Origin of the sequence: Azonexus caeni (assembly GCF_048146105.1) — a bacterium.
GTDB classification, from domain to species: Bacteria; Pseudomonadota; Gammaproteobacteria; order Burkholderiales; family Rhodocyclaceae; genus Azonexus; species Azonexus aromaticus_B.
This window is the reverse complement of the sequence record NZ_JBKJAD010000026.1, coordinates 34,592-58,455: the sequence shown is the minus strand read 5'-3', so window position 1 is coordinate 58,455 and position 23,864 is coordinate 34,592. Positions and strand designations below refer to the sequence as shown.

At 63.9% G+C, this 23,864-nt stretch carries 19 protein-coding genes; 11 read left to right on the top strand and 8 right to left on the bottom strand.

Translation table 11 applies throughout. The features are described from left to right. The 4 genes from ACLIIZ_RS18645 to ACLIIZ_RS18630 form a co-directional block, all read left to right on the top strand. A partial coding sequence (locus ACLIIZ_RS18645; RefSeq protein WP_416694663.1) for a DUF2345 domain-containing protein occupies positions 1-514 on the top strand: 514 nt, incomplete at its 5' end. Positions 515-518: 4 nt separating this feature from the next. Continuing rightward, complete coding sequence (locus ACLIIZ_RS18640) at positions 519-2,585, top strand: T6SS effector phospholipase Tle3 domain-containing protein (RefSeq protein ID WP_416694660.1); 2,067 nt, start codon at positions 519-521, stop codon at positions 2,583-2,585. Between the two features lie 272 nt (positions 2,586-2,857). Next, positions 2,858-3,811: a hypothetical protein gene (locus ACLIIZ_RS18635; protein WP_416694658.1), complete on the top strand. Its 954-nt coding sequence runs from the start codon at positions 2,858-2,860 to the stop codon at positions 3,809-3,811. 183 nt (positions 3,812-3,994) lie between these two features. Continuing rightward, entirely contained in the window at positions 3,995-4,612 is a 618-nt protein-coding gene (locus ACLIIZ_RS18630) for a hypothetical protein (protein WP_416694656.1), read from the top strand. Between the two features lie 140 nt (positions 4,613-4,752). Here ACLIIZ_RS18630 and ACLIIZ_RS18625 read toward each other — a convergent pair whose 3' ends face one another. Continuing rightward, positions 4,753-5,889, bottom strand: coding sequence for a porin (locus ACLIIZ_RS18625; protein WP_416694654.1), 1,137 nt, complete (start codon positions 5,887-5,889; stop codon positions 4,753-4,755). Positions 5,890-6,403: 514 nt separating this feature from the next. Here ACLIIZ_RS18625 and dnaB point away from each other — a divergent pair. Further along, positions 6,404-7,810: a replicative DNA helicase gene (gene dnaB, locus ACLIIZ_RS18620; RefSeq protein WP_416694651.1), complete on the top strand. Its 1,407-nt coding sequence runs from the start codon at positions 6,404-6,406 to the stop codon at positions 7,808-7,810. 257 nt (positions 7,811-8,067) lie between these two features. Here the strand turns inward: dnaB and ACLIIZ_RS18615 are convergent, their stop codons facing one another. The 3 genes from ACLIIZ_RS18615 to ACLIIZ_RS18605 form a co-directional block, all read right to left on the bottom strand. Further along, positions 8,068-9,315, bottom strand: coding sequence for a transglutaminase-like domain-containing protein (locus ACLIIZ_RS18615; RefSeq protein ID WP_416694649.1), 1,248 nt, complete (start codon positions 9,313-9,315; stop codon positions 8,068-8,070). Positions 9,316-9,388: 73 nt separating this feature from the next. Next, on the bottom strand, positions 9,389-10,807 hold the full coding sequence (locus ACLIIZ_RS18610; RefSeq protein WP_416694647.1) for a PhoH family protein: 1,419 nt from the start codon (positions 10,805-10,807) through the stop codon (positions 9,389-9,391). Positions 10,808-10,833: 26 nt separating this feature from the next. After that, on the bottom strand, positions 10,834-11,289 hold the full coding sequence (locus tag ACLIIZ_RS18605) for a peroxiredoxin (RefSeq protein ID WP_416694645.1): 456 nt from the start codon (positions 11,287-11,289) through the stop codon (positions 10,834-10,836). Positions 11,290-11,369: 80 nt separating this feature from the next. Here ACLIIZ_RS18605 and ACLIIZ_RS18600 point away from each other — a divergent pair, with 80 nt between their 5' ends. Further along, a complete protein-coding gene (locus ACLIIZ_RS18600; protein ID WP_416694642.1) occupies positions 11,370-13,517 on the top strand; it encodes an ABC transporter substrate-binding protein in 2,148 nt (715 codons plus the stop codon). Here the strand turns inward: ACLIIZ_RS18600 and gph are convergent. From gph to ACLIIZ_RS18580, 4 genes are all read right to left on the bottom strand, one after another. Next, a complete protein-coding gene (gene gph, locus ACLIIZ_RS18595; RefSeq protein ID WP_416694640.1) occupies positions 13,501-14,169 on the bottom strand; it encodes a phosphoglycolate phosphatase in 669 nt (222 codons plus the stop codon). The two genes, ACLIIZ_RS18600 and gph, sit on opposite strands and share 17 nt — an antisense overlap. Beyond that, positions 14,162-14,860, bottom strand: coding sequence for a bifunctional 2-polyprenyl-6-hydroxyphenol methylase/3-demethylubiquinol 3-O-methyltransferase UbiG (gene ubiG / locus ACLIIZ_RS18590; protein ID WP_416694638.1), 699 nt, complete (start codon positions 14,858-14,860; stop codon positions 14,162-14,164). Before ubiG ends, gph begins: the two co-directional genes overlap by 8 nt. Before the next feature lie 69 nt (positions 14,861-14,929). After that, the gene (locus tag ACLIIZ_RS18585) at positions 14,930-15,598 is read right to left on the bottom strand and encodes an OmpA family protein (RefSeq protein ID WP_416694636.1); all 669 of its coding nucleotides are present in this window, start codon (positions 15,596-15,598) and stop codon (positions 14,930-14,932) included. 43 nt (positions 15,599-15,641) lie between these two features. After that, positions 15,642-16,988, bottom strand: coding sequence for a TRZ/ATZ family hydrolase (locus ACLIIZ_RS18580; RefSeq protein ID WP_416694633.1), 1,347 nt, complete (start codon positions 16,986-16,988; stop codon positions 15,642-15,644). Positions 16,989-17,090: 102 nt separating this feature from the next. On the opposite strand from ACLIIZ_RS18580, the gene gyrA reads away from it, so the two are divergent. The 5 genes from gyrA to ACLIIZ_RS18555 are packed head-to-tail and all read left to right on the top strand — an operon-like array spanning position 17,091 to position 23,862. Beyond that, positions 17,091-19,703, top strand: coding sequence for a DNA gyrase subunit A (gyrA, locus tag ACLIIZ_RS18575; RefSeq protein ID WP_416694631.1), 2,613 nt, complete (start codon positions 17,091-17,093; stop codon positions 19,701-19,703). Beyond that, a complete protein-coding gene (gene serC / locus ACLIIZ_RS18570; RefSeq protein WP_416694629.1) occupies positions 19,704-20,789 on the top strand; it encodes a 3-phosphoserine/phosphohydroxythreonine transaminase in 1,086 nt (361 codons plus the stop codon). 4 nt (positions 20,790-20,793) lie between these two features. Beyond that, positions 20,794-21,885 carry a prephenate dehydratase gene (gene pheA, locus ACLIIZ_RS18565; protein ID WP_416694627.1) on the top strand — a complete coding sequence of 364 codons (1,092 nt, stop codon included), beginning with the start codon at positions 20,794-20,796 and terminating at the stop codon, positions 21,883-21,885. Between the two features lie 9 nt (positions 21,886-21,894). Further along, the gene (hisC, locus tag ACLIIZ_RS18560) at positions 21,895-22,983 is read left to right on the top strand and encodes a histidinol-phosphate transaminase (RefSeq protein ID WP_416694625.1); all 1,089 of its coding nucleotides are present in this window, start codon (positions 21,895-21,897) and stop codon (positions 22,981-22,983) included. After that, positions 22,984-23,862 (top strand): prephenate dehydrogenase, encoded by an 879-nt coding sequence (locus tag ACLIIZ_RS18555; RefSeq protein WP_416694623.1) that lies wholly within the window; start codon positions 22,984-22,986, stop codon positions 23,860-23,862. Positions 23,863-23,864: the final 2 nt, after the last annotated feature.

Sequence of the window (23,864 nt, the reverse complement as noted above, 5' to 3'; positions counted from 1 at the left end):
CATCGGCCTGGTGGCCGGCGCCATCCGCCCCGGCGACGGCAACACCGGCATCAAACTGATCGCCGCCAAAGACGACATCGACCTGCAGGCGCAGAGCGATGAAATGAAGTTCCAGGCCAAGCAGGAGCTGAAGATCGTCTCGGCGAATGCCCACGTCGACTTCGCGGCGGCGAAGAAGATTCACCTGGCGGTCAAGGGCGGCGCCAGCATCACCATCGACGGCGGGATCATCGTGCAGTGCCCGGGGACGATCACGGTGCATGCGAGCCAGAAGAAATTCAGTGGGCCGGAGGGGATCGGCTATGCCTTGCCCGAATTCATACAAACCGGCGATTTCAAGCGCCAGTACATCATTCACCGTGCTACCGACGGCGAACCGATTGCCCGCCAGAAATACCGCATCAGCCTGAGCGACGGTCGCGTCGTCGAGGGGATCAGCAATGAGCAGGGCGAAACCGAACTGGTCGAGTCCGACGCGCTGCTGATCACGACCATCGCCTTACTTTCGGATTGAACCTATGGAAAATTCGGCTGATATCCTTTCCCGCGACCTGACTGTATGCGAAGGCATGCACAAGGCTCACGTCTATAAGGCTTGCCTGCCGGGCATCATCATCTTCGTGCACGGCGTCAATTCCGATGGCGAATGGTATGAGCAAACCGAGGAGGGATTGATTGAGGGGCTCAACAAGCGACTCGGTCTGAATGGCTCGCAGGATTTCGCGTGGCCATTGGAAAAGGCCACCTACGAACCGGAAATCCTGGCTGGCGGAAAACTGAACGATACTCTTGATGGCAAGAACTTCGTCAAGGATGCCGAGCGCTCGCCCATCATCCGTTTCCGCTGGGGCTACAAACTTGCGGGCAAGCCCAAGAGCGATACCAATGCCATCGACGAGGAGAAGTTATACAAGCAGACCGGCTTCATCTGGCTCAACGAAATGGACGCCTGGGGCGGTGGTCCCTTCCAGAACGGCACGAGCGCCTTGCCCTACATGTGGGGCGTCGGTATGGACGACCGGGTGTTCTGGTGGCTTTACCTCAACATGTTTCCGGTTGATGGCCGGGAGGTCTATGCCTGCCCGCCGCGCGCCTATTACGCGCATGCCTCGCACCGCCTCAAGGAACTGATCAAGGCGATCCGCAAGAAGCAGGCCGATTGCCCGATCACCGTGATCTGCCACAGCCAGGGCAACATGATTACGCTGGGGGCTGCCATGCTCGGCCTTAAGGAGGATGAATCCTTCATTGCCGATACCTACATCATGAGCAATCCGCCTTACAACCTGGAGTCGCCCGCTACGGAAGAATTCGTCGTCGCCAAGCAACCCGGTGGTTTCGGCGAATTCGGCCATGTCACGGCTACGGCCCGCAAGGATACCTTCAAGCGCTTTCTCGATGGGGTGGCCAAAAGGGCTGGCAAGGGCCAGTCACTGGAAGAGATCAACCGGATCATGGGCTGCAAGGATGTCGAAAGCCAGACCCCCTTGTTTCAGATGGAAGAATTTCCTGACAAGGACGCTGCTCGTCGCAAACCCGAAGTGGGCAAGGATCGCGACAACCGCGGCAAGGTTTTCCTGTACTGCAATCCGCACGACCAGTTGATCGGCGTCACCCCGATCCAGGGCATCGGCTGGAAAGGCTTGCGCGATGAGGACATCGATGCCGTGAAGGGGGACGGCAAGATTTACCAGCGGGTCTGGGCGCAGGCCGGAGGCAATCAATCGCCGCCCTTTGCCGTCGGCTGCGAAGCCTGGCAGCGCTACCACTACATCAAGCACAACCACGACCCCAACCAGTTCTGGAACCCCAAACCGCCGAACATGCGTTACGTGCTCAGCCTGAACCACAATCAGGGCTTTGTTTCCCGCATCCTCACCGTGTTGAGCTCGATCTTCATCTGGCCGGCGTCGCGCCTGATTGATATCCCGATCAACACGCCTCCCGAAAAGAACCGGGAGGTTCCGATCACTGCCCCGGTCCTGCCCAAGCCGGTAACGCCCCATTCCCTGCGCTACGGCGATAAATCAGCCAAGTTCGATGAAGGCAAGGATCCTGTCCCCAATGCACTGGATCCGGCAAACCGGGAAAAATGGCAGGACATTCTGCCGGAAAACCTGGAGCAGGAAGCCCTGCCGAAGGGGAACAGTGAGACCGAAAAACAGTGGGAATTCGAAACCCGGGCCCGCCTCGAAGCCGCCAAGCGGCGTGGCGAAATCGGCGATACCCCGGAAGACGAGCGGGCGATGATGAAACGCTACCTCTCGGAAAACCCCAACGCCACCGACCACGGCACGATCCTGACCAACCCTGAGCATTCGGCGGAGGTCGTGGCCTACGATGTTGCGGTTGGCTTCGTTGATCCGTGCAAGATTACTGCGGAGGACATGAGCCAATTCCGTCGCTTTGCTCATTGGATGTATTTGGAAGAAGCCAAACTCGACACCGAGGGTTTCAAGGACTACTGGGCACGCGGACTGTTCAAGGAGAGTCAGGTGCAATCCATCTACAACCACGCGCATATGGTGGCCAACACCGATATCTTGAACGAACGTAAACAGAATTTCTTTGGACTGCTGCGATGAAGAGCCGCCGCCAATTCCTGACCGGAGCCCTGAGCATGGGATTACTCGATTTCCTCGGATTCAACCGCTTGGCGCTTGCCGCTGCAAAATCGGCGCCTGCCGCCGTCAAGCCGGACTGGCCGACAGGAGCGGTTGCTCAACTGGTTGGTGCCAGTTTGATATCGCCTCTGCTGGCCCCCAGATACCCGCTGGACCACTATCTTCCAACCGTGCTTGCCCTCAAACCTGATGACGCACCCCCAAAAACCTACAAAGGGGTGACGGGTGAAGGTTTGCCGCGTTATCGTTTCGACGAAAACCTGCTTGATAAATTAACTGCCAGCTTCTCCTTTACCGTCAGCTATTACAACGAGACGGCCTATGGCGGCTACCACCAGTTCCTGTGGAACGACGTGCGGATGAAGCAGTTGCACATTGTCGCCGGGTTCACTGCGGAGCGCACGCAGGAAGAAGCCTGGAATTTGTGGCGAAGAGCTTACCAGTCCTTCGGAGTGGACACCCGCCCCGGCAGCTTCACCCTGGCCTCCGGCAACGCCGGGTGGACCACGCTGGAAGCCGGTCTGGGCAAGATCGCGACGCCGGAGGCCAAGGTCATCTGGCTGGGCACCGTCGATTCGCCAAGCTGGCCGAAGGATGAATTGCCGAACGAGGCCGCGGTGCTGCTGATGCTGGCGCACCCGGGCTTTGTCAGCGGGCGTTCGGCGCTGGCTTACTTCACCGCGCCGGCCGTCGTGCCGGTGAAGTCGGTGGACAAGGTCAAGGGCGAGTCGGCGCGCGTCACCGCCTTGCGTCTGGCGGTCGAGCAGGCCTGCGCCAGCGCCGGCATCGCGCCGACGGCGATCGGCACCGTCGCCCGCGATTGCGGTCGTTACACGCCGGCTGCGGCGCAGCGCCTGGCCGATACCGGCGCCGCGCTGCACGACCTGCTGCCGGATTACGACCTGCACCGCGACGCCATCGACCTGCCGGCGGTCTTCGACGAACTGGGCGCCAACACCGTCAGCTACACCCTGCTGCTCGCCGCCTATGCCGCCAACCAGCGCCGCCACCCGGTGCTCTACGTTTCCAGCCGCGACTCCGACGCCGGTCGCGCCATGCTGATCCTGCCCAACCCGCAGCCGGCTGAAATTCAGGACCCCGCCCGCATCGACCGCGAGGCCAACAGCCGCGGTCAGTGGTACCGCCCCTGGTGGGGACAGCGGCTGGACGGGAAGAAGGATTTTTGATTTGCCATCTGGTATTTTCTGGCTGGCCCCGTTGTCGATCGTCCGTAATCGGCTGTGTACGACCGCCCACGGGCACGATGACCGCCATCGATGCCGACCCCGGCGGCAAGAGCCGTCCAGTCGGCGTCGAGGAAATCTGCTCCGAGCGCCCCGGCCGGGTCAATGCAACCCCGGAGTGCCGAAATGAGCAAATTCGACCAAGACTATTTCTTCGTCTTGAAGGAGAGGGATGAGCGCCTTCCGTTCATGACTCCGGACGATGACACGTCACGGAAACCCTATACGTCGGAGTTGTTGCCCCTGCATGCCAAGCCACTGGTTTTCCATAACGGGTCGCTGGAATATCAGCAACAAAACCGCATTCTTCCTTCCGATCCTCCACCAGAGCTGCTTTTTCACGGATCAGACATCCTGGTCAAAGATTCACTCCGCGACAAGCTTCTGTCGCTTGAGATACCCAATCTCGCCATACAACCCGCCATCTATATCGACCACAACAATAAGTGGCATGAGGACCGCTGGTACCTGACATTTCTGGAACGCTTCGACTGCTGGGACCGGAACTCCTCCAGCTACCGGGATCGGGATTTTGAACCGGACGAAGAGCCCGCATACAAGGTTCGTCGTTATTCCCTGAATGATGAACTGCTGGAGAGAACGCCAATCGCTGCCAGGCGGCTCTTCAAAATGGGCGGAACTACGATGGGCTTCGTGGTTGTTCACGTCTCCATTGCTGCCCACTTCCGCCTCAGCGGTGCCGTGCTCGTGCCTATCGCCGAATATGGCGTGTCGTATCCCTGATTGCTGCGGTTTGCCCTCGGTGAATCCAGCGCCAACCAAAAAAACAGGGCGTCCCGCAGGACGCCCCGAAAAGATGCTGAAGCATCTGACGCAAGAAAAGAAGGCCCGACGCGCCGTTGTTGCGGCGCGTCGGGGCGGGGTCAGAAGCTGTGCTTCATCCCCATGGCGAAACCCTTGACGCCGACGCCGCTGAGGCCGAGCGAGTTGCCCATCGGGTTGATGGTGAAGCCGGCGTTGTCGTCGTTCCGGATCTGCGCGTAGTCGGCGTACAGTTCGGTCCGTTTGGACAGCGAATAGCGGGCGCCGATGGCCCATTTGCGGGCGTTGGCGTCGTTCAGCGTGCGGTCCTTGACCTGGCCGTAGCTGGCCAGCGCCTTCAGCTTGCCGAAGGGCATCTCGGCGCCGATGAACCAGTTGCGGCGGTCGTATTCCTGGCCGGCGGCGAGGCCGCCCAGGTTCTGGTTGCCGGGCGTGGCGGCGTCGAGGTCGATGTTGCCGCCGATCAGCGAGTTGGGGTCGCCCTTGATGACGTCGTAGACGCCGGAGACCTTGATCGGGCCGAAATCGTAGGAGGCGCCGCCGGTCAGCACGTAGAGGCGGCTGTTGGAGTAGCCAACGGCCTTCGTGGTCTCGTAGTCGAGATCGACGCTGAGCGGGCCGTTGGCGTAGATCAGGTTGGCGGAGAACAGGCGGTCGTCGCCGTTGTTGCCGCCGTTGGCGACGCCGCCGACGGTATGGACGCCGTTCAGGCTGCCTTCGTCGCCCTGGGTGTTGGTGGCCGTCGCCAGGATCAGGGTGAAGCCATTGAAGGCCGGCGAGACGTAGGCCACAGCGTTGGACGCGCGGTCGTACTGGGTGGTCATCGAGGCGAAGTTACCGACCGAGTAGTTGCCGAACGGGTTGTACTTGCCGTAGATGCCGTAGCGCAGGCCGTCGAGGTAGCCGGCGACGACGGTGCCGAAGCCGCCGGTGACGCCGATGAACTGGTGCCCGGCCTGGGTCGGGCCGGTGCCGATGTCGGGATTGATCCGGTACTGCAGGTCGAACAGGGCCTTGATGCCGTTGCCGAGGTCTTCCGTGCCCTTGAAGCCGATGTGGCTTTGCGAACCGGCGCTCTGCACGGCGTTTTGCGACTTGCTCGGGGCGACCGCGCCGTTGTCGCCGCTGCGGTGCATCCAGCCCATATCGACGTTGCCGTAGATGGTGACATTGCTCTGGGCCAGGGCGCCCGCCGAAGCGGCGGCCGCGATGGCCAGCGCGATGATTTTTTTGGTCATGGATTGTCTCCAGGTGATTTGCATTGATGTGTGCCGCGCGGGCTCCCGACCCGCCGGCATTCCCCCGTCGCCATCGCCAGGCGATGGTGTGGCGCGGCCTTTAGTGCGAAGCCCGTGCCAGCCGCTGCGAGGTATCGGGGGTTTTGGCGGGAAGCCTTGCTGGACCGGCGTTTCAAGCAGCGTAGGAGGGGCCGGAGGGCGCTCCGGACGGTAGCGCTGCCCGCTCATTTTCTGGACAGGTGTTCAAGGATGGAGCGCAACGGAACAGCTCGTTTCGTGGCTCACAAAGAGGAAGCGCCATTTTTGTAGACGCCGCGAGAGCGGCACCTGTGAAGGGGGAAATGGCTGCCGGCTGATCAACTCGATACTGACGATCGCCTACTTTGATCGACTTGGGGGGCCTCGTCACTCATGACCCCAACTTCTTGAACCACCCGGTGCGGACCCGCATGTCGGGTGATGTGGCAGGGGGGCAGCTTATAATGGCGGCCCCCGATGCCGATTGCAGAACACCATGAACCAGCGACAGAACAAGTCCCGGGCCGCCGATCCCGTACTCGATACCTTGCGCGTCCCGCCGCATTCGATCGAGGCCGAACAGTCGATCCTCGGTGGCCTGCTGCTCGACAACAATGCCTGGGACCGCATCGGCGATCAGGTCGCCGAGAGTGATTTCTATCGCGACGAGCATCGGCGGATTTTTCGGCAAATCCGCAACCTGCTCGAGAAGGCGAAACCGGCCGATGTGGTGACGGTCGCCGAGGCGCTGGATGCCGCTGGCGAAAACGACCAGACTGGTGGACTGGCCTACCTTGGCGAGCTGGCGGCGAATACGCCGTCAGCGGCGAATATCCGGCGTTACGCGGAAATCGTCCGTGAGCGTGCGGTGCTCCGGCAACTGGTGGCGACGGCCGACGAAATCGCGTCCGATGCGTTGAATCCGCTGGGCCGGGATGCGGCCTCCCTGCTCGACGAGGCCGAATCGAAAATCTTCAAGATCGCCGAAGCCGGCGCCGGTCACGCCGAAGGTTTCGTGCATATCAATCCGCTGCTGACCCAGGTTGTCGAGCGCATCCAGGAACTGCACGATCGCGACAATCCTTCCGACATCACCGGCGTGCCGACGGGTTTCCTCGATCTTGACCAGAAGACCTCCGGTTTCCAGCCGGGCGACCTGATCATCGTCGCTGGTCGTCCGTCGATGGGGAAGACGGCTTTCGCACTCAATATCGCTGAGAACGTCGCCGTCGATAGCGGCCTTCCGGTCGGCGTGTTTTCCATGGAAATGGGCGGCGCTCAACTGGCGATGCGGATGCTGGCGTCGATCGGTCGGCTCAATTCGCAGAGCCTGCGTACCGGGCGGATGAGCGACGACGAGTGGTCGCGTCTGTCGTTTGCCCTCGGCAAGCTGCACGAAGCACCGATCTACATCGACGAGACCGGTGGTCTCAGTCCGGCCAACCTGCGTGCCCGGGCGCGTCGTCTGGCGCGCCAGTACGGCGGCAAGCTCGGCCTGCTGGTGATCGACTACATCCAGCTGATGAGCGGCAACAAGGCAGGCGAGAACCGCGCCACCGAGGTCTCGGAAATCTCTCGCTCGATCAAATCGCTGGCCAAGGAACTGCAGGTGCCGATCGTCGCCCTGTCGCAGCTGTCACGGAAGGTTGAAGAGCGCACCGACAAGCGGCCGATGATGTCCGACTTGCGCGAATCCGGCGCCATCGAACAGGATGCCGACGTGATCCTGATGATGTACCGTGACGAATACTACAAGCCCGATTCGCCGGACAAGGGCCTGGCCGAAGTGATCATCGGCAAGCAGCGTAACGGCCCCACCGGCACCGTGCGCCTCGCCTTCCTCGGCGAATTCACCCGCTTTGAAAACCTCGCGTCGGGCGGTTTCCAGGACGCGCGGGACTAGGTTCGAGGTTTCGGCGCCAGCCAAAACCTCGCGTCGGGCGGTTTCCAGGACGCGCGGGACTAGGTTCGAGGTTTCGGCGCCAGCCAAAACCTCGCGTCGGGCGGTTTCCAGGACGCGCGGGACTAGGTTCGAGGTTTCGGCGCCAGCCAAAACCTCGCGTCGGGCGGTTTCCAGGACGCGCGAGACTAAGTTCGAGGTTTCGGCGCCAGCCAAAACCTCGCGTCGGGTGGGGCGGAGGAATCGCTGCCCGGCTTTGCCTACAGCACGATCTGGCGGGCGCTGATGCGGATGGAGGTGTTGTTCGGGTTGAGCACGTCGATATTCTGTGCGCCGACTCGAAGTTGTGGAAGGATGAAGTGCGGCAAGGTATGCGACAGGCCAGTCAGTTGCAGATCGTTGCCGGAATGGAATCCCGCCCAGTTCATTTCCCAGACGCCAAACAGGACCCGGCGCAGCGATGCGAGCTGGCCGCTGCCCTCCTGGAGCGCTTCATAGGCGACCGCCCGGCGGACGTCGCTGGGGTCGGCCGGAATCCAGCCGTAGCCGGGCAGATAGAACTCGGCCCGGACATGCTGGGCGCGCGTGGCATCGTCGCTGCGCAGGCCAAGCGAGGGGAAGAGCCGGGAGCGGCCGATCCGGATGCCGTAGACGCAGCGTGCCGGGATGCCGATTGATCGGCAGACGGCAACGAACAGGCCGTTGATGTCGGCGGAGCGGCCGCCGTACTGCCCGGAAATCAATTGGCGATGGATCTCGCCATTGCCGCAGCCGGGCAAGGATGGGTCGTAGATGGCGTTTTCGCAGATCCAGTCGTAAATGGCCTTCACTTGCGCCAGGGGATCCTTGATCCGTCCGACGATGCGTTCACCCAGTTGGCGGGCCAGGCCGTCATTCGGAATCAGCGTGCTGGCCTGCAGGTTATGGCGCAGGATGTCGTCGCGTTCGGGCGGGACGCTGCGCCGGGTGATGTCAAAGTGCCGGTCGGCCGTGCTGATTTGCGTGACGAGACGCAAGGAGGCGTTGCTTGCGTCGTTCCATTCGCAACGCAGCACTTCGAGTTCGCCCTCGGGTCTGCGCTGCAGGCTGACATTGCGGGCGTCGGTTTGCCAGTTATGGCCGAGCAGCCGCTGGTGCAGATTGTCCTGAGTTGAGGGCAGGGGCAGCCAGAGGTTGGCATTTTGTCCTGGTGCGCGCAGGTTCAGCGTCGTGACGATTTCATAGGTCTGCCAATCGGTGGGGGCTTCCTGGGCGCGAACCGGCGGCAGGCGTGAGGTCGAGGTGCCTTCCGGGGAGGCATCGATCAACGGGGTGGCGGCGCTATGTACGGCGGGACGCGATGTCCCGGTGAGATTGGAGCGTGCGGAACGGGGGCTTTTCTTCTTGCTGGATTTGCGCGAGGTTTTTTTCGCAGTGGTCTTTTTCTGGGTCTTTTTCTTTGCAGCAAGGGCGTCGCCGGTAAAGAGCGAGAACAGTGCGGATGCGGCCAGAAAGTCTCTGCGTTTCAAGGCGAACCTCGGGAAAAATCAAGGTTGAAATGAAAAGGCCGTGTCAGACACGGCCTTGCCAAAGTGGCGCCGACTATAGCACGTCGGCTGCGTGATCAGCCAGACGCGAGCGTTCGCCTCTTTGTAACGTGATGTGACCGGAATGCGGCCAGCCCTTGATGCGGTCGACAACATAGGTCAGGCCGGAGCTGCCTTCGGTCAGGTAGGGGGTGTCGATCTGCGCGATGTTACCCAGGCAGACCACCTTGGTGCCTGGGCCGGCGCGGGTGACCAGGGTTTTCATCTGCTTCGGTGTCAGGTTCTGCGCTTCGTCGATGATCAGGTACTTCTTCAGGAAAGTGCGGCCACGCATGAAGTTGAGCGACTTGACCTTGATCTTCGAGCGGATGATGTCGTGCGTCGCGGCCTTGCCCCAGTCGCCACCGTAGGGGCTGCTGTCGTCGGTGTTGGTCAGGACCTCGAGGTTGTCTTCCAGGGCGCCCATCCACGGCGCCATCTTTTCCTCTTCGCTGCCCGGCAGGAAGCCGATGTCCTCGCCGACCGGGACGGTGACGCGGGTCATGATGATCTCGGCGAACTGCTTGCTTTCCAGCGTCTGGGTCAGGCCGGCGGCCAGAGTCAGCAGCGTCTTGCCGGTGCCGGCCTGGCCGAGCAGGGTGACGAAATCGATCTCCGGATTCATCAGCAGGTTGAGGGCGAAGTTCTGTTCGCGGTTGCGGGCGGTGATGCCCCAGACGGCATTCTTCGGGTGCGTGTAGTCGACCAGGGTTTCCAGCACCGCGCTCTTGCCGGCGGTTTCCTTGACGATCGCGGCGAAGCCGTCCTTTTCCAGCCAGACGAATTCATTGACCAGAAACTGCGGGCAAAGCGGACCATTGACCCGGTAATAGGTCTTGCTGTCCTTCTTCCAGGATTCCATGCCCTTGCCGTGCTTTTCCCAGAAGTTGTCGGGCAGGGCGCGGGTACCGGAGTAGAGGATGTCGGTGTCCTCGAGCACCTTGTCGTTGAAGTAATCCTCGGCCAGCAGGTTCAATGCGCGCGACTTGATGCGCATGTTGATGTCTTTCGACACCAGGATCACCGGGCGCTTGGGGAATTTCTTCTGGAGGTGGATGACGACCGACAGGATCTGGTTATCCACCTTGGAGGTCGGCAGGCCCTGCGGCAGTTCGGTGCTGATCGCCTCGGTCTGCAGGTAGAGGCGGCCGCTCGCCAGTTTGGCCGATGGTCCGTAAAGATCGATCCCCTCGTCGATGTCGACGTCGTCGTGGGCCAGCATTTCGTCCAGCATGCGCGAGGCCTGGCGGGCGTTGCGGGCGATTTCCGACATCCCCTTCTTGTGGTTGTCGAGCTCTTCCAGGGTCATGATCGGCAGGAAGATGTCGTGCTCCTCGAAGCGGAACAGACAACTCGGATCGTGCATCAGGACATTGGTGTCGAGCACGAAGATCTTGGTCATTGCGGGCTTCTTGGCGGCGGGTTGGCGCGGCATGGGGGTCTCGCGGGGACGGTTGGAAATCAGAGGGTTTTGACGAAGTCGAGTACTTCCTGGGCGTGGCCGGCGACCTTGACGCCGCGCCACTCGCGGCGCAGCACGCCATTGCGGTCGATGACGAAGGTGCTGCGCTCGATGCCGCGGCATTGCTTGCCGTACATCATCTTCTGCTTGATCACGCCGAACAGGTTGCAGACGGCCTCGTCGGCGTCGGAACCGAGTTCGAAGGGAAAGGACTGCTTGGCCTTGAAATTCTCGTGCGCCTTCAGGCTGTCGCGGGAAACGCCGAGGACGACCGCGCCGGCGGCGGAGAACTGGGCGTGCAGGTCGCGGAAATTCTGGCCTTCCGTGGTGCAGCCAGGGGTGCTGTCCTTGGGGTAGAAATAGATGACGACGATGCGGCCGGCCTGGTCGGCGAGCCGGAAGCTGGTGCCGCTGGTGGCGGGCAGGGCGAAGTCGGGGACCGGGGTGTCGAGCATGGTGGCTTCCTGTGGTTGTTTTGGGCCATTGTGTTCGGAGCCCGCTGGCCCGGTCAAGCCTTTGTTATACACTGGCGGCCATGGGAAAACTGCCTGCCTGCCTGCTTTTCTGCCTCGGCCTCGCGGCCTGCGGCGAGTCGTGGAACACACCCTATCCGGCCGCCGATGCCGGCCGCGAAATCCTCTATACGGCCTTCACCGACCGCCCCAAACACCTCGACCCCGCCCAGTCCTACACCGAGGACGAGGCCGCCTTCACCGGCCAGATCTACGAACCGCCGCTGCAGTACCATTACCTGCGCCGTCCCTATCAGTTGATCCCGGCGACTGTCGAAGCAGTGCCGCAGCCGCGCTACCTGGCGGCCGACGGCAGCCGGCTGCCGGACGATGCGCCGGACGCGGCGATCGCCGAAAGCGTCTATGAACTGACCCTGCAGCCGGGTATCCGCTATCAGCCGCATCCGGCTTTCGCGCTCGACGCTGCCGGGCAGCCGCGCTTCCTTGGTGCCGAGACGGCGGCCGGTCGGCAGAGCATCGCCGATTTTCCGGCCAGCGCCAGCCGCGAACTGAGCGCCGACGACTACATCTACCAGATCAAGCGCCTCGCCCATCCGCGCCTGCACTCGCCGATCTACGGCATGATGGCCGACAAGATCGTCGGCCTGCGCGAACTCGGCGAACGTCTGCGGGCGGCGGTCAAGGACCTGCCCGACGACACCTGGCTCGATCTCGACGCCTTCGCCCTGAGCGGCGTCGAACGTGTCGATGCGCGGACCTGGCGCATCCGCATCCGCGGCAAGTATCCGCAGTTTTCCTACTGGCTGGCGATGCCCTTCTTCGCGCCGGTGCCGCGCGAGGTCGATCGCTTCTACGCCCAACCCGGCATGCGCGAGAAGAACCTGACGCTCGACTGGTGGCCGGTCGGCACCGGCCCCTACATGCTGACCGAGAACGACCCGAACCGGCGCATGGTGCTCACCCGCAACCCGAATTTCCGTGGCGAACCCTATCCCTGCGACGGCGAAGCCGAAGACGCCGACGCCGGTCTGCTTGCCGATTGCGGCAAGAGCGTGCCCTTCATCGAGCAGGCGGTCTTTACCCGCGAGAAGGAGGCGATTCCCTACTGGAACAAGTTCCTGCAGGGCTACTACGACGCCTCCGGCATTTCCTCGGACAGCTTCGATCAGGCGGTCCGCGTCAACGTCGGCGGCGACGTCGCGCTGTCCGACGAGATGCGCGACAAGGGCATCCGCCTCCTGACTTCGGTGCGCCCATCGACCTTCTACATGGGCTTTAACATGCAGGATCCGGTGGTCGGCGGCCTCGGCGAAAAAGCGTCCAAGCTGCGTCAGGCGGTGTCGATCGCCATCGACCAGGAAGAATTCATCTCGATTTTTCAGAACGGTCGCGGCATCGCCGCTCAGGGGCCGCTGCCGCCCGGCATCTTCGGCTACGAAGCGGGCGAGGCGGGAATCAACCGTGTCGTCTATGACTGGGTCGAAGGGCAGGCGCGGCGCAAGTCGGCCGCCGTCGCCAAACAGCTGCTCGCCGAAGCCGGCTACCCGAATGGGCGCGACGCCAGGAACGGCGAGCCGCTGGTTCTCAACCTCGACACCACCGGCGGTGGAATGGGTGAAAAATCGCGCCTCGACTGGCTGACCCGGCAGTTCGCCAAGATCGACGTGCAACTGGTGGTGCGCGCCACCGACTTCAACCGCTTCCAGGACAAGCTGCGCAAGGGCGCCTTCCAGCTCTTCTACCTCGGCTGGAATGCCGACTACCCCGATCCGGAGAACTTCATGTTCCTGCTGCACGGTCCGGAAGGGCGTCTGCAAGGCGGCGCCAACTCGGCCAACTACGAGAATCCCGAGTACGACCGGCTGTTCCTGCAGATGAAGAACATGGAGAACTCGCCCGAGCGCCTGGCCATCATCCGGCGCATGAACGACATCCTGCGCCACGACGCGCCCTGGGTTTTCGGGCAGCACCCGAAGAGCTACACGCTGACCCACCGCTGGCTGAAGAACCGCAAGCCGAGCGATGTCGGCAACAACACGCTGAAGTACCAGCGGGTCGACGCCGTCGACCGGGCGCAGGCGCGGCGTGAGTGGAATGCGCCGGTGCGCTGGCCGCTGCTGGCGGCGCTCGGAGTGCTGCTGCTGGCGGTGGTGCCGGCCTTGATCGGTTACCGGCGGCGCGAGCGGGCGGCGGTCAGGTCGGCCGACTGACGGCGGCGATTTCCCGCGGGTGGTCGACGATGCGGTCGGCGCCCCAGGCCTCGATCGGGCGCTCGACGCCGAGGTAGCCCCAGCGCACGGCGATCGTCGCGCAGCCGGCGGCCTGGCCGGCGACGATATCGCGCTGGTCGTCGCCGACGTAGAGGGTGGCGGACGGCGCCACCCCGAGCAGTTCGCAGGCATGCAGCAGGGGCAGCGGCGATGGCTTGGCGGCGGCCGTGGTGTCGCCGCTGACGACGCAGGTCGTGCGCGGCGCCAGGCCGAGCAGGCGGACCAGCGGGTCGGTGTAGCGCATCCGCTTGTTGGTGACGATGCCCCAGCGCAGCCCGTTCTCCTCAAGCCGGTCGAGCAGGTCGGCAATGCCGTCGAAAAGGCGCGTTTCCTCGCACAGGCGGGTTTCGTAGTGGGCCAGGAAGCGCGCCGCGAAGGCGGCGTAGTCAGGGTGCTCGGGGCTCATACCGAAACCCTTGAACAACATGCCGCGCACGCCCTGTGAGGTGAACGGGCGCAGCTCGACGAGCGGCTGCGGCGCCCGGCCTTCCTCGACCAGCAGGCGATTGACGCAGGCGGCGAGGTCGGGGGCGGTGTCGGCGAGTGTGCCGTCGAGGTCGAAAAGGACGGCCCGGGGAGCGGTCTCAGGCATTGCGCTGGGCGCGCAGCAGGTAATTGACGCTGGTGTCGCGGCCGAGGCTGTAGTCCCGGGTCAGCGGGTTGTAGCTCATGCCGAGGATTTCCTGCGGTTCCAGGTTGCCCATCTTGGCCCAGCGGGTAAGCTCGGACGGCTTGATGAACTTGGCGTAGTCGTGGGTGCCCTTGGGCAGCAGCTTGAGCAGGTATTCGGCGCCGATCACCGCGAACAGGTAGGCCTTCGGGTTGCGGTTGAGCGTCGAGAAGAAGACCTGGCCGCCGGGTTTGACCAAGCGGGCGCAGGCGGTGATGGTGCTCGACGGATTGGGCACGTGTTCGAGCATTTCCAGGCAGGTGACCGTGTCGAAGGCGCCGGGCATCTGTTCGGCCAGTGCTTCGGCGGAAATCTGCCGGTAATCGACCTTCTGCCCGCTCTCCAGCAGGTGCAGGCGGGCGACGCCGAGCGGCTTTTCCGAGAGGTCGATGCCGGTGACCTCGGCGCCCAGCGCAGCCATGCCTTCCGAGAGCAGGCCGCCGCCGCAGCCGACGTCGAGCACCCGTTTGCCGCGCAGTCCGACGCAGCGGTCGATCCAGCCCAGGCGCAGGGGGTTGATGTCGTGCAGGGGCTTGAATTCGCTGTTCGGGTCCCACCAGCGGTGGGCCAGGTCGCCAAATTTTTGCAGTTCGCTGGGGTCGGCGTTGAGCATGGTCGGTTTCGCAAGGCTGAAAAAGAAAAGGCCCTGCCGAAGCAGGGCCTGCATTGTAGCAGCGGCGGATTACTTGGTGCCGATGACTTCGATGTCGACGCGGCGGTCCGGCTGCAGGCAGTCGATCAGCGACTTCGACTTCTTGTCGCTCTTGCCGCACTTGTCGCCGGTGACCGGCTGGGTTTCGCCCTTGCCTTCGGTGTAGACGCGGTTGGCTTCGATACCCTTGGCAACCAGGTATTCCTTGACCGCGGCAGCGCGCTTCTCGGACAGCTTCTGGTTGTAGGCGGCACCGCCGATGCGGTCGGTGTGGCCGACGGCGAGGATCACTTCGAGCTTGATCTGGCCAGCCTTGGCGACCAGCTCGTCAAGCTTGGCCTTGCCTTCCGGACGCAGCACGGCCTTGTTGAAGTCGAACAGCGCGTCAGCGGCGACGGTGACCTTTTCGCCGGTCGGCTTGACGCCGGCCACAGGAGCGGCGGGGGCGGCCGGAGCGGCAACCGGCTTGCCTTCACAGGCGGCCTTCGGCAGCAGGTCGCGGTCGCATTCGCAACCGGCCTTGTCGGCGGCGGCGGCGGCCGGGGTCCAGTAGCCGGTGCGCCAGCAGAGGCCGAAACCGCTCTTGGCGACGACGTCGCGCTGGTCGATGACATAGACACGTTCCTGAGCGACGGCAGCAAAGCCGATACCCGCCAGCAGGGCAACGGCCAGGGATTTCTTGGCGATGTTCTTGATCATGGTCTTCCCTCGTTGAAGAAATTGGAAATTTCAGCGGTTTGCATCAGGGCGCATGCGCCTTCCCAGTGCAGACTTCGGCTTTATTCTGCCATAGCGCGGCGGATGCATCCAAGCGAAATTCCTTGCCAAGCCGTAAAGTTTTGTGCTCTAGCAGACAGTTTCCGGCCGCCCAGACATGGCTGACCTGTTCGCGCCCGGCGACATGGATCAGGTGTGACAGCGGATCGTAGCAGGGTTGGCATTCTAGTTCGGCCAGCGAAACCGCGCAGAGGTCGGCCTGCTTGCCGCGGGCGATGGAGCCGGTGATGGCGTCCAGTCCCAACGCCTTCGCGCCATTCAGGGTGGCCATGCGCAGCGCCCTCGCTGCCGGCAAGGCGGCGGCATCGCCGCTGCTGCCTTTGGCGAGCAGGGCGGCCAGGCGCATTTCGCCGAACATGTCGAGGCGGTTGTTGCTGGCGGCGCCGTCGGTGCCCAGACCAATGTTGATGCCGGCGGCGTCCATCTCGGCGATGCGGGCGATGCCGCTGGCGAGCTTGAGGTTGGAGGTCGGGCAGTGGGCGATGCTGCAGCCGGCGTCGGCGAGCAGCCGGATTTCACTGTCGTCGAGATGGACGGCGTGTACACCGATGAAGCCGGGCCCCAACTGGGCCAGTGCCTGCAGGCGGGCGAGCGGGCGCTGGCCGTGCTGCTGCAGGCTGTCGGCAACTTCCTGCCGGGTTTCATGGATGTGGCAATGGATCGGCAGGTCGAGCTGTTCGGCCAGCGTGGCGATGCGCTGGAAAGTGCGGTCGGACACGGTGTACGGCGCGTGTGGTGCCAAGCAGAAGCTGAGCAGCGGATTGTCGCGGCAGGCTTCGCGGGCGGCCAGTCCCTTGGCGATGTAGTCGTCGGCGTCGCTGGCGTAGTTGCCGGGGAATTCCAGCGTGGTGATGCCGAGCGCGGCGCGCATGCCGAATTCCGTCGCGGCCTGGGCGGCGGCTTCGGGGAAGAAATACATGTCGTTGAAACAGGTGATGCCGCCGCGCAGCATTTCGGCGCAGGCCAGTCGGGTGCCGTCGAGGACGAAGGGCGCCGAAACCAGTGCCCCTTCCGCCGGCCAGATGTGGCGCTGCAGCCATTCCATCAACGGTTTGTCGTCGGCGATGCCGCGCAGCAGGGTCATCGCGGCGTGCGTGTGAAGGTTGATCAGGCCGGGGATCAGGATGTGCTGTTCGAGGCGGTGCTGCTCGGTGGCCTGATAGCGCTGGCGGGCTTCGGCGGCCGGCAGGATGTCCAGGATGCGTCCGCCGCGTACCGCGACCGCGTGGTTGTGCAGGATTGCGTCGGTTTCCACGGTGGCGATCCAGCGGGCTTCGATCAGCAGGTCGATTTTTTCGGGTGTCGGTGTCATGGAAATGGGCTGCGGTAGGCCGGTGGCGGCGTGGTAAAATAGCAAATTACCTGTGTTACAACCAAACATAGTGCCGGCCAGCCCGGCGCGGATACCAGAGACATGGACCAATTCGCCAAAGAAACACTGCCGATCAGCCTCGAAGACGAGATGCGGCGTTCCTATCTCGATTACGCGATGAGCGTGATCGTCGGCCGGGCGCTGCCGGATGCGCGCGATGGCCTGAAGCCGGTACATCGTCGCGTGCTGTTCGCGATGCACGAGCTGAACAACGACTGGAACAAGGCGTACAAGAAGTCGGCGCGTATCGTCGGCGACGTCATCGGTAAGTATCACCCGCACGGCGATTCGGCGGTGTACGACACCATCGTCCGCATGGCTCAGGACTTTTCGCTGCGCTACATGCTGGTCGACGGTCAGGGTAACTTCGGTTCGATCGACGGCGACAACGCGGCGGCGATGCGTTACACCGAAGTGCGCATGGCCAAGATCGGTCACCAACTGCTCGAAGATCTGGACAAGGAAACCGTGGACTTCGGGCCGAACTACGATGGTTCCGAGGAGGAACCGCTGGTCCTGCCGACCCGTATCCCGAACCTGCTGATCAACGGTTCGTCCGGTATCGCCGTCGGTATGGCGACCAACATCCCGCCGCACAACCTCAAGGAAGTCGTCGCCGGTTGCCTGGCGCTGCTGGAGAATCCGGCGATCTCGATCGATGAACTGATCGAGCACATCCCGGCGCCGGATTTCCCGACCGCCGCGCTGATCTACGGCGTGATGGGCGTGCGCGAAGGCTACAAGACCGGCCGCGGCCGCGTCGTCATGCGCGCCCGCACCCACTTCGAGGATATCGGCAAGGGCGACCGCCAGGCGCTGATCGTCGACGAGATTCCGTATCAGGTGAACAAGAAGTCGCTGATCGAGAAGATCGCCGAACTGGTCAATGAAAAGAAGATCGAGGGCATCTCCGACATCCGCGACGAGTCCGACAAGTCGGGCATGCGCATCGTCATCGAGCTGAAGCGTGGCGAGGTCGGCGAGGTCATCCTCAACAACCTGTACAAGCAGACGCAACTGCAGGACACCTTCGGCATGAACATGGTGGCGCTGGTCGACGGCCAGCCGCGCCTCTTGAACCTCAAGCAGATGCTCGAGTGTTTCCTGTCGCACCGCCGCGAAGTCGTCACCCGGCGTACCGTCTACGAACTGCGCAAGGCGCGCGAACGCGGCCACATCCTGGAAGGCCTGGCTGTCGCGCTGTCCAACGTCGACGAAATCATTGCCTTGATCAAGGCGGCGCCGACGCCGCCGGACGCCAAGCGCGGCCTGATGGAGCGTACCTGGCGCAGCCCGGTGGTCGAGGAAATGCTGCTGCGTGCGGCTTCCGACGTCTCGCGTCCGGACGGCCTGCTGCCGGAATTCGGCCTGTCCGAACAGGGCTACCGCCTGTCCGATGCCCAGGCCCAGGCCATCCTCGAACTGCGCCTGCAGCGCCTGACCGGTCTCGAGCAGGACAAGATCGTCGGCGAGTACAAGGAAGTCATGGCCAAGATTCTTGACCTGCTCGATATCCTGGCCCGCCCGGAACGGATCACCGAGATCATCGTCGGCGAGCTGACGGCGGTGCGCGACCAGTTCGGCGACGAGCGCCGCTCGGAAATCGTGCTGCACACGCAGGAACTCGGCATCGAGGACTTCATCACGCCGCAGGATATGGTCGTCACCCTGTCGCACGGCGGCTACATCAAGGCCCAGCCGCTCGCCGACTACCGCGCCCAGCGCCGTGGCGGGCGCGGCAAGCAGGCGGCGGCGATCAAGGACGAGGATTTCGTCGATCACCTGTTCGTCGCCAATACCCACGACTACATCCTGTGCTTCTCGAACCGCGGCCGCTGCTACTGGCTGAAGGTCTTCGAGGCACCGCAGGGTAGCCGCACCAGCCGCGGCAAGCCGATCGTCAACCTGTTCCCGTTGGAAGAGGGCGAGCGCATCAACGCCGTGCTGCCGGTCAAGGAATTTGCTGACGACAAGTACGTGTTCATGGCGACCCGCGCCGGCACGGTCAAGAAGACGCCGCTGTCCGACTTCTCCAACCCGCGCAAGGCCGGCATCATCGCCGTCGACCTGCTCGACGACGACTACCTGATCGGCGTCGAACTGACCACCGGCCAGAGCGACATCGTGCTCGTCTCCAACGCCGGCAAGGCAGTCTGGTTCGACGAGGAAGATGTCCGGCCGATGGGCCGTGGTGCCCGCGGCGTGCGCGGCATGAAGCTGCAGGACGGACAGACGGTCATCTCGCTACTGGTCGCCGAAGATGACCAGCAGACGGTGCTGGTCGCCACCGAGAACGGCTTCGGCAAGCGCACCGTACTCGCCGACTTCCGTCACTCAGGACGCGGCACGCAGGGCGTCAAGGCGATTGCCGATTCCGAGCGCAACGGCATCGTCGTTGGTGCCAAGCTGGTCGGCGACGACGACGAGGTGATGCTGATCACCACCGGCGGCGTGCTGATCCGTACCCGGGTTTCCGAAATCCGTGGCATGGGCCGGGCGACGCAGGGCGTCACCTTGATCTCGCTCGACGAAGGCGAGAAGCTGGCGGGCCTGGAGAAGGTCGCCGAGTCGGTGGCCGACCCGGTGGCGGAAAATGACACTGAAGGCGAGTCGACCGTGGAACCGGCAGCCGACGATCCAGCTGGAGAGGCATAAATGACGCGTATCTGGAATTTCAGCGCCGGTCCGGCTGCACTTCCCGAAGAGGTTCTGCGCCAGGCGCAGGAAGAATTGCTCGACTGGCAGGGCGCTGGCTGCAGCGTCATGGAAATGAGCCATCGCGGCAAGGAGTTCATGTCCATCCTGGCGCAGGCCGAAGCCGACCTGCGCGAGCTGATGGGGATTCCCGAGCAGTACAAGGTGCTGTTCCTGCAGGGCGGCGCCACGCAGCAGTTCGCGCAGATTCCGATGAACCTGCTGGCCGGGCGCTCGGCCGACTACATCGTCACCGGCTCGTGGTCGAAGAAGGCGGTCAAGGAAGCACAGCGCATCGGCAATGTCCGCGTCGCGGCGACGACCGAGGAGAGCGGCTTCACCCGCTTGCCGACGGCTGAGGAAATCAAGCTCGACCCGTTCGCCGCCTACCTGCACGTGTGCACCAACGAGACCATCCACGGCGTCGAGATTCCCGCCGAGCGCATCGCCGACACCGGCGTGCCGCTGGTTGCCGACATGTCGTCGCACATTCTGTCGCGCCCGGTCAATGTCGAGAAGTTCGGGCTGATCTACGCCGGCGCGCAGAAGAACATCGGCCCTTCGGGCGTGACGCTGGTCATCGTCCATCGTGACCTGCTCGGCATGGCGCCGCTCAACATCCCGACCGTGATGGACTACGCGGTGATGGCCGAGAACGGCTCGATGCTAAATACGCCGCCGACCTTCGGCATCTACATCGCCGGCCTGGTTTTCCAGTGGCTGAAGAAGCAGGGCGGTCTGGCCGGCATCGACGCGATCAACGCCGAAAAGGCGCGCATTCTCTACGAGTGCATCGATAACTCCGGCGGTTTCTATACCAACCCGGTCGATCCCGACTGCCGCTCGCGCATGAACGTGCCCTTCGTGCTGGCCGATGCCGCTCTCGACGCGCCTTTCCTGGCTGCCGCCAAGGAGGCCCGGGTGCTCGGCCTGAAGGGCCACAAGTCGGTCGGCGGCATGCGTGCGTCGATCTACAACGCCGTCTCGCTCGAAGCGGTCAAGGCGCTGGTCGGTTTCATGAACGATTTCGCCAAGCGGAACGGGTGAGCGGATGAGCGACGATCTCTCGAAGGCCCTGGCCGGCGTGCGCGCCGACATCGACCGCATCGACGGCGACATCCTGCGTCTGTTGAACGAACGTGCCCGCTGCGCGCAGCGCGTTGGCGAGATCAAGGCCGAGTTCGGTGACGCCGGCTTCATCTATCGGCCGGAGCGCGAGGCGCAGGTGCTGCGCCGGCTGCAGGACGTCAATCCCGGACCTTTGCCGAACGAGAACATCACCTTCTTCTTCCGCGAGGTGATGTCGGCCTGTCTGTCGCTCGAACAGCCGCTCGGCATCGCCTTCCTCGGTCCGCTCGGCACCTTCTCGGAGTCGGCGGCGACCAAGCATTTCGGCCACGCCGGCCGCCTGCTGCCGCAATCTTCGATCGACGATGTCTTCCGCGAAGTCGAGTCCGGTCACGCCCATTACGCCGTCGTGCCGGTCGAGAATTCGACCGAAGGCGCGGTCGGCCGGACGATGGACCTGCTGCTTGGCACGCCGCTGAAGATCTGCGGCGAAGTCGTGCTGCGCATCCACCAGAACCTGCTGTCGAAGGAAACCGATCTCAAGGCGATCAGCCGCGTCTATTCGCACGCCCAATCGCTGGCGCAGTGCCACGAATGGCTCAACCGCATGCTGCCGCAGGCGCAGCGCATCTCGGTCGGCAGCAACGCGCAGGCGGCGCAGAAGGCCGCCGAGGAGGCCGGTTCGGCGGCGATCGCCGGCGAGGCCGCGGCCACTCGTTACGAGTTGGCGAAGCTGGCCGAGAACATCGAGGACGAGCCGAACAACACCACGCGCTTCCTCGTCCTCGGCAAGCATGACGCCGGCCCGTCGGGGCGCGACAAGACCTCGCTGATCATGTCGGCGCCCAACCGTGCCGGCGCGCTGCACGAACTGCTGGCGCCGCTGTCCGCCGCCGGCGTTTCGATGTGCCGCCTGGAATCGCGGCCGGCGCGCAACGCTTTGTGGGAATACGTCTATTACGTCGATGTCGAAGGCCATCGCGAGGAACCGGCGGTCAAGGCCGCGCTCGCCGAACTGGCCGGCAACGCCGCCTACCTGAAAATCCTCGGCTCCTACCCGGTCGCCGTATTCTGAGAGAAGTCGATGTCCCTCACCGAACAAGCCCTTTCCTACGTCCGCGCTATCTCGCCCTACCAGCCGGGCAAGCCGATCACCGAACTGGCCCGCGAGATGGGGATCCCGGTTGAGAGCATCGTCAAGCTCGCCTCCAACGAGAACCCGCTCGGCATGAGCCCGAAGGCCAGGCAGGCGGTGGAAGCGGCGCTGGCCGGCGTCGAGCGCTACCCGGACCAGTTCGAGCTGATCGCCAAGCTGGCGGCGCGCTGCGGCGTTGACCAGAACCAGGTGGTGCTTGGTAACGGCTCCAACGACGTGCTTGACCTGGTTGCCCGCGCCTTCCTGGCTCAGGGACGTTCCGCGGTGTTCGCCCAGCATGCTTTCGCCGTCTATCCGCTGGCCACGCTGTCGATCGGCGGCGAGCTGATCTGCGTGCCGGCGAAGGATTTCGGCCACGACCTCGAGGCGATGCTCGCCGCGATCCGTCCGGACACCCGCGTCGTCTGGATCGCCAACCCGAACAACCCGACCGGCAACTTCCTGCCCTATCCGGAAGTGCGTGCCTTTCTGGAAAAGGTGCCGGCCGATGTCGTCGTCGTCCTCGACGAGGCCTACAACGAGTACATCCCGCCCGAGGCGCGCGTCGATACCGCCGCCTGGGTCGCCGAATTCCCCAACCTGGTGGTCTGCCGCACTTTCTCCAAGATCTACGGCCTGGCCGGGCTGCGCATCGGCTACGGCGTCACTTCGGCGGCCGTCGCCGACCTGATGAACCGCGTCCGCCAGCCGTTCAACGTCAACAACCTGGCGCTTGCCGGCGCGCTCGCCGCGCTCGATGACGACGAATTCCTGCAGGCCAGCCACGAACTCAACCGGCGCGGCATGGCGCAGATCGTCGCCGCGCTGGAAAAGCTCGGCCTGGCCTACATCCCGTCCTACGGCAACTTCGTCACCTTCAAGGCCGGCGACGGCGCCGCGGTGAACCAGAAGCTGCTGCAGCAGGGCGTCATCGTCCGCCCGATCGGCGGCTACGGCATGCCCGAGTGGCTGCGCGTGACGATCGGTAGCGAAGCCGAGAACGCGCGCTTCATCGCGGCGCTGGAAAAGGCCCTGTAAATGGACGCCGGCCAGCCCGAGTTCGGCAAGATCGTCGTCTTCGGTACCGGCCTGATCGGCGGTTCCTTCGCGCTTGCCCTCAAGGCGGCCGGCGCCGTCGAGGAGGTGGTCGGTTTCGGCCGCACGCCATCGACCTTGCGCGTGGCGCAGGAACTGGGCGTCATCGACCGCGCCGGGATCAACCCGGCACACGAGATCGGCGACGCCGACATCGTGCTGGTGGCGACGCCGGTGGCGCAGATGCCGGAAATCTTCGCCCGCATCGCGCCTTATCTCGGGCCGAACACCATCGTCACCGACGGCGGTTCGACCAAGGGCGACGTCGTTGCTGCGGCCCGTGCCGCCTTCCGCGGCCACATCGGCAAGTTCGTGCCGGCGCATCCGATTGCCGGCGCCGAGAACAGCGGGCCGTCGGCCGCCCGGCACGACCTCTATCAGGGCAGGAAGGTCGTCGTCACGCCGCTGCCCGAGAACAACGACGAGCGCCTCGACCGCGTCAAGCGCGCTTGGGCGCTGTGCGGCGCCGACATCTACGAGCTGACGCCGGAAATGCACGACCGCGTCTTCGCCGCAGTCAGCCACTTGCCGCACCTGCTGTCCTTCGCCCTGGTCCATGACCTGGCGGTGCGCGACGACGCCGAACTGTTCTTCACCTTCGCCGCCTCCGGCTTCCGCGACTTCACGCGGATCGCCGCCAGTCACCCGGAAATGTGGCGCGACATCTGCCTCGCCAACCGCGAGGCGCTGCTCGGCGAACTCGACAGCTACCGGGCCCAGCTCGACGAGCTGCGCGACGCGCTGGCCCGCGCCGACGGCGAGCGTCTCGAGGACGTCTTCGGCATCGCCCGTCAGGCGCGCCGGGAGTGGGCGGGAAGCTGAGC